We start from the raw sequence: 5,409 nt of genomic DNA on the forward strand, positions 1-5,409 counted from the left end.
TGTCCCGTTCACGGTCTCGGAGACCACCGCGTTGGACATCGCCAGGTAGTCGAAGACGGTGGTCTTCTCACCCGTGGCGCCCGCGTTCACCGTCTGCGACACCGTCCGGTCGAACGGGTCGTAGGTGTAGTTGGTGGTGTCGTAGCCGGTGCCGTTCTTCTTCTGCTCGGAGGCGATGTGGTCGAAGCCGTCGTAGGTGTAGCGCTCGACCACGCTGCCGGCGGTGGTGACGTTGTCCAGCCGGCCGTAGGGGTCGTAGTGGTAGCCCGAGGACACCCCCGCCACGACGGTGGTCGCCAGCCGGTTGCGGTCGAAGTTCGACGTGGAGGTCTGACCGCCGACCGTGGAGGACGTGACGTTGCTACGAACTCACCACCCGAGGCTGTCATGTTGCGGGCGCTGCAGGCCCTGGAGGCGCGCCAGGCGTCGTCCGGGCCGGAATTGCTTCAAGTGTCACTCCGGCCAAATTCGATGAAGATTTCACGCAGCGCCACAGAAGTCCGCGACAGATCACCGTCGCCCGCCTCTCGGCCGGTGATCGGGAAATCCACCAGAAATTGATCCAGCATATGCGCTGCCTTTCATGAGCTGCCTTACCAATGGCACCTCGGATGCCTGAACGCGACCGGCGGTGCGCCGGTCGCGTTCAGGCTGGGCAGAGATTCAGCGATCAGTCTCCGGATCCCGGTAGCGATCTCACAACTTGACTCTCATCGACTCCACGAAGGCGTTCGGGCGGCCCGCGAAATAATCACCAAGCCGCTTTTCGATGTGCTCCGCGGACCAAACGGCGCTGCGTTCCAGATCCACACAGTCCGCAGGTGAAGCCTTCCGGGTCTGCCCGTCGGCCTCGACGATTTCGCAGTCGGACGGATCCATCACGTTCTGCCTGAAGAACTGGGGGATGGCCGGCAGCGAGTCCTTGGAGACGCGCCCGAGTACATCGCCCCAACGCCCGCCGGAGTAAGCCGACTTGGCAACGGCCACGATGAACGCAGGGGGCTTCGCCAAGTCCGGCAGGTCCCCGCCCGCACCCTCGCCCCCGGCATAGAAGGCGATGTACGGCCGCTTCTCCAGCATTAGCGCGTAGGCGCTACTACCAGCGGCGACGGACACCTTGAGGACGTTGCCGGCCAAGAACCGCACAGTCATCCGTCACACTCCTCTCGATCCCGGCGAGCGTAGCATCCGTCCACTACGGTGCACCGAACATCTTTGTTGCCGCATTGAGGAAGGTGCCCAGTAGGGGGTTGTCGGCGGCGACTCCCCGAATGGCATTTCCAGATATACCGCCATCACTCTTGGCCCCGCCGAAGAAGTCGATGAGCTGTTGCTCGCGGCCGCGAATTGCCTGGTACGCGGGATCGCTGTGACGCTCGGCAACACTCTTCGTAGCTTCTGCGAACTTGTCCAGGACAGCCGGGCCGAACCCCTTGTCGTTCATATGGTGACCGGAGTCGCGGCCCGCGACGATTTCCTCAGGCGTACCCACACCGCGAGAGCGCCCTGTGTAGACCTCGCCCGTCTCGGGGTTGGTCTTCGTGTACGTCACATAGGAGAGCTTCTCTGCCTCGGACTCAGCCTGAGCCTGGATCCACCGCGTGAATTCTGATCTGCGGTCTCGGGCGGTTTCGGGGTGATCTTTCGGGGTGCGGGCAGCGTGGTGTGCCGGGTGGCCGTCCGGCACGGCAGCTGTAGTTCTTGATCACGGCTGGTCGTGACGGCCGTGTCGTTGCTGGTGGCAGGCTGTCGCGATGGCTTGATGGCGGCGGCGCCAGGCGGTCCAGTGCAGGACGTGGTCGCGGTCGCGGGCCGGTGGGGGCAGCGAGAGGGCCCGCAGGAGACGGATGAGTTCGGGGCAGGTCAGCGGGACGAGCTCAGGCCGCTCCTCGGTGGCCTCGTGGACGGCGGCGGCCGTGAGAGCGAGGACAGCGGCGGCTATCAGGGAGAACAGTGACCACCGCATCCAGGAGTTCCAGCAGGTCACTTGGCCCTGGTCGAGTCCGGTGAAGCCCTTGGCCAGTTGGAAGGTTTCCTCGATCCGCCACCTGCGGGAGATCACTTCCACGAGCGTGCCGAGCGAGACGTCGCCGGGAGCCCAGCAGCGGAAGTAGGACACCTCGCCGGTGTAGCGGTGCCGGCGTGCGACCAGAACGCTCGTCCCTGCTCCGTTCTCGTTCTCGTCGGGAGCATCGTCGGGACGGACATCGAGCCAGGCCCAGTCGTACTCACGGGTGCCCTTGGTGCCGTGTCCGGTCTGCCGGCGCATCCACTGTCCGGGCCGCACCTTGTTGATCAGTTCGCGGGCCTCCCACCGGCGGCCTGCTCCGTCGGTGACCTGGTAGGAAGCGGCGATGCCAACCGTGTAGCCGATCCCCAACGACCGGATACCCCGGCGTAGTTCGCGTCCGCAGTACACCTCGTCACCTGCGAACCAGCGGGCTTCGATCCCCGTGGCGAGCGCGTCGGCGACCATGGCCGACGCCTGCTGCGGTTTCGTCGCGAAGGCGATCTCCTCCGGCACCCCGGTCACCTCGCGGCGTTCCTCGTCCGCGGCCCAGTCCGCCGGGAGATACAAGACCCGGTCGATGATCACCTTCACTGTCGCCGTGACCGCCGCCAGGTGCACCGCCACCTGACACAGGCCGACGCCGCCGATCGCACCCGAGTACTGCCGTCCAGCCCCCACGCAGTCTGTGGAGGACTTCGCGTCGCCCGGTCATGGAACGCCTCCAACTCGGCCGCACTGCTGTCTACGACCTCCTCCGCACCCGCCAGCTCACCTCCCTCACCCTCGGCCGAGCCCGCCGCATCCCCGCCCACGCCCTTGACCGCCTCATCACCACCCGCCTCGAACAGGAAGCTGCCTGATGACCACGCCCAACCCCACCTCCCGGCGACTCCGCGCCAACGGAGACGGCACCGTCTACCAGCGCAAAGACGGCCGCTGGGAAGCCGCCGGGTACGTCCTGGCCCCCGGCAGCACCCGCAAACGCGTCAGCGTCTACGGCACAACGCGGGCGGAGGCACTCACCAAACTGACCGAGAAGATCGCGGCCAGCAACCGCGGCGTCCCCGTCGTCACCGCGCAGGGCAGCCTCGCCACCTACCTGACGTACTGGCTGGAGAACGTTGCCGTCCACCAGCTCCGCGAGACCACCCACACCCGGTACACCGCCGTCGTGCACCAGTACCTGATACCGGGCCTGGGCCGGAAGAAGCTCGCGAAGCTCACGGCGAAGAATGTCCGGACCTGGCTCAACGAGCTGCGGACCGTCTGCCAGTGCTGCGCGCGCGGCATTGACGCCGGACGCAACCCCCAGGCCCAGGCCAGTCGCCGCCCGCGCTGTTGCGCGCTCGGCCGGTGCTGCCACAAGCGGCTCTCGCCGCTGACGCTCGCGTACATCCACTCCGTACTCAAGTCCGCTCTGGAGCACGCGGTGCGAGAGGAGGAGATCCCCCGCAACGTCGCCCGGAACGTCCGCATTGGCACACCCCGCCCCCGCCGCTTCAATCCCCTCACCACCGACGAAGCCCGACGCTTCCTCACCGCCGCCCAAGGCCACCGGCACGCCGCCCTGTTCGAACTCGCCCTGCGCACCGGCCTGCGCAAGGGCGAACTCCTCGGCCTGCGCTGGGAAGACCTCGACCTCAACAGCGGCACCGCCACCATCCGCCGCACCCTCCAGCGCACCACCAGCCGGGGCCTGGCCACCCTGCCGACCAAGACCATCAGCTCCGAGCGACGCATCGCCCTGCCGGCGTCCTGCATCACCTCGCTGCGCGCACACCGCGAGCGGCAGGCCGGGGAGCAAGATCGGGCGGGCTCGGAGTGGCAGGGCAGTGAGCACGTCTTCACGCGACCCGACGGGCACCCGATCGAGCCTGCCACACTCACCCGTTACTTCAACGCCCTGCTGCGAGAGGCGTACCTGCGGCCGATCCGGTTCCACGACCTCCGCCACTCGACCGCGACCCTGCTCCTGGAGCAGGGCGTCGAACTCGTCGTCATCAAGGAACTCCTGGGCCACGCCCACATCGGCGTGACCGCCACGGTCTACGCGCACGTCCGACTCCGCCTCCAGCGCCAGGCCATCGACCTGCTCGGCCACGCCCTCAGTAACCTCGCCGAGACCACGACCGAGCCCGACGACGGCGACTATCCACCGCTTCGTGTAGCACCCGTCCGCTGACGTTGCCGTCAACTACTGCCGTCAGAGACCCCAGAGGCCCCACCGGAATCATTCCGGTGGGGCCTCAAATTTGCTCCCTGGGCCACGAATTTACGCTTTCTCCGGAGAGAATGGGGTGACATCAGCCCATTCCCAATAAGCCCGAGACGCCGCCTCTTCTCGCTCGACGATCCTGATCAGCCCGGTGACATCTGCATCAGTCGGCACATCGATTGCAATGTGCCTGTCGCCACTCCATTCACTCATCAGACCACACCTCGAGACTTCAATGGCGATCTGACCCGCCATGCCTGACGCATTAGGGGCGGGCATCAGAAGAACCCTCAAGACCCGCCGCCCAGACTTGCGAACCAGTCGCACCACTGTGGTCCCATCTGGCGAAAGTGAAACAACATCACCGAGCGCCAGGCCATAGGTTCGGAAGGGGATGCAACACAACTCAAGAAGATCACCTTCGAGTCGCTGGAGCCAGAGCTGCTCCATCTCGCCTTCCAGACCAAACGGCGCAAGGTCAGCCCGCGCAAGATAGTTGCTGTCGCCCCGTCGAACTGGGCTCTCGTGGACGATGAACTTCATGCGGCGCTCCAGGTCAGGGCTGGACGGGGGGACTGTAGTCGCATGCAGTCTAGGCGATCCGGCGGAGCCACGACGATGACCGCGGCCAACGCGATGGCCTGCGATGGCTGGAAGAAATACCAGCTATCGCAGGCCGTCTATGCCCCTTGCGTCTCCTATGGAGGCGTCATCCTCGAAGGCCACCATGGCGGCGGCCAGGCGCCGGTGTAACTTGGCGGCGGATTCAATGGAGCCAGCCGGTCACGTTTCGAACTATTGCAAAAGGTGCAGGCGGGCGTCGTATTTGCATCAGTGAGGTCTCCGCCACCGATCCTGGGTTCAACGTGATCGATTGCCGCCGCCGGATTGGTCCGACAATACGAGCAAAGGGGAGTGATCGACCCTGGCTCTGCATTCTTCCCGACGTCATAATCCTTTAGAAGGCTCGGCGGAATTTTCTTCCCCGCACCGAAGCCACCACTCGAACCCGCCGGGATGTCGTAAATCGGCTCACCACCCGGCCCACAGCCAATCGGCGAATTGGTGTTGTGCACCAAGATCGGCGTGGCCCCTGCCAGCACATAGTACGTGTGGAGCTGCTGGACGGTGAGGTTCCACCGGTAGGCCGCGCCGGGTGTGGTGCGGACGGCGATGATGTGGA

Annotated in this window: 9 protein-coding genes; 2 read left to right on the top strand and 7 right to left on the bottom strand. The window is 65.6% G+C overall.

The window, feature by feature from the left end; translation table 11 throughout:
• The 5 genes from H8R17_RS46015 to H8R17_RS41360 all read right to left on the bottom strand — a co-directional run.
• Nucleotides 1–285 (bottom strand): hypothetical protein (locus tag H8R17_RS46015; protein ID WP_223126068.1); only part of this gene is annotated, 285 nt, incomplete at its 3' end.
• Between the two features lie 161 nt (nt 286–446).
• Nucleotides 447–569, bottom strand: coding sequence for a hypothetical protein (locus H8R17_RS48080; protein WP_262505918.1), 123 nt, complete (start codon nt 567–569; stop codon nt 447–449).
• Between the two features lie 127 nt (nt 570–696).
• On the bottom strand, nt 697–1,152 hold the full coding sequence (locus H8R17_RS41350; RefSeq protein WP_187828352.1) for a hypothetical protein: 456 nt from the start codon (nt 1,150–1,152) through the stop codon (nt 697–699).
• 43 nt (nt 1,153–1,195) lie between these two features.
• Complete coding sequence (locus tag H8R17_RS41355) at nt 1,196–1,687, bottom strand: hypothetical protein (RefSeq protein WP_223126069.1); 492 nt, start codon at nt 1,685–1,687, stop codon at nt 1,196–1,198.
• An 18-nt stretch (nt 1,688–1,705) separates the two neighbouring features.
• Nucleotides 1,706–2,689: an IS701 family transposase gene (locus H8R17_RS41360; RefSeq protein WP_187828347.1), complete on the bottom strand. Its 984-nt coding sequence runs from the start codon at nt 2,687–2,689 to the stop codon at nt 1,706–1,708.
• Between the two features lie 32 nt (nt 2,690–2,721).
• On the opposite strand from H8R17_RS41360, the gene H8R17_RS41365 reads away from it, so the two are divergent.
• Both H8R17_RS41365 and H8R17_RS41370 read left to right on the top strand, forming a co-directional pair.
• On the top strand, nt 2,722–2,871 hold the full coding sequence (locus tag H8R17_RS41365) for a helix-turn-helix domain-containing protein (RefSeq protein ID WP_187828348.1): 150 nt from the start codon (nt 2,722–2,724) through the stop codon (nt 2,869–2,871).
• Nucleotides 2,871–4,193, top strand: a complete 1,323-nt coding sequence (locus tag H8R17_RS41370; RefSeq protein ID WP_187828349.1) for a site-specific integrase — start codon at nt 2,871–2,873, stop codon at nt 4,191–4,193. Before H8R17_RS41365 ends, H8R17_RS41370 begins: the two co-directional genes overlap by 1 nt.
• A 90-nt stretch (nt 4,194–4,283) precedes the next feature.
• Here H8R17_RS41370 and H8R17_RS41375 read toward each other — a convergent pair whose 3' ends face one another.
• Nucleotides 4,284–4,769 (bottom strand): DUF4265 domain-containing protein, encoded by a 486-nt coding sequence (locus tag H8R17_RS41375; protein WP_187828350.1) that lies wholly within the window; start codon nt 4,767–4,769, stop codon nt 4,284–4,286.
• 155 nt (nt 4,770–4,924) lie between these two features.
• Nucleotides 4,925–5,409, bottom strand: a 485-nt coding sequence (locus tag H8R17_RS41380; RefSeq protein WP_187828351.1) for an HNH endonuclease, incomplete at its 5' end; no start/stop codon positions are given.

It is taken from the genome of Streptomyces sp. TRM68367 (assembly GCF_014495685.1).
Taxonomy (GTDB): Bacteria; Actinomycetota; Actinomycetes; order Streptomycetales; family Streptomycetaceae; genus Streptomyces.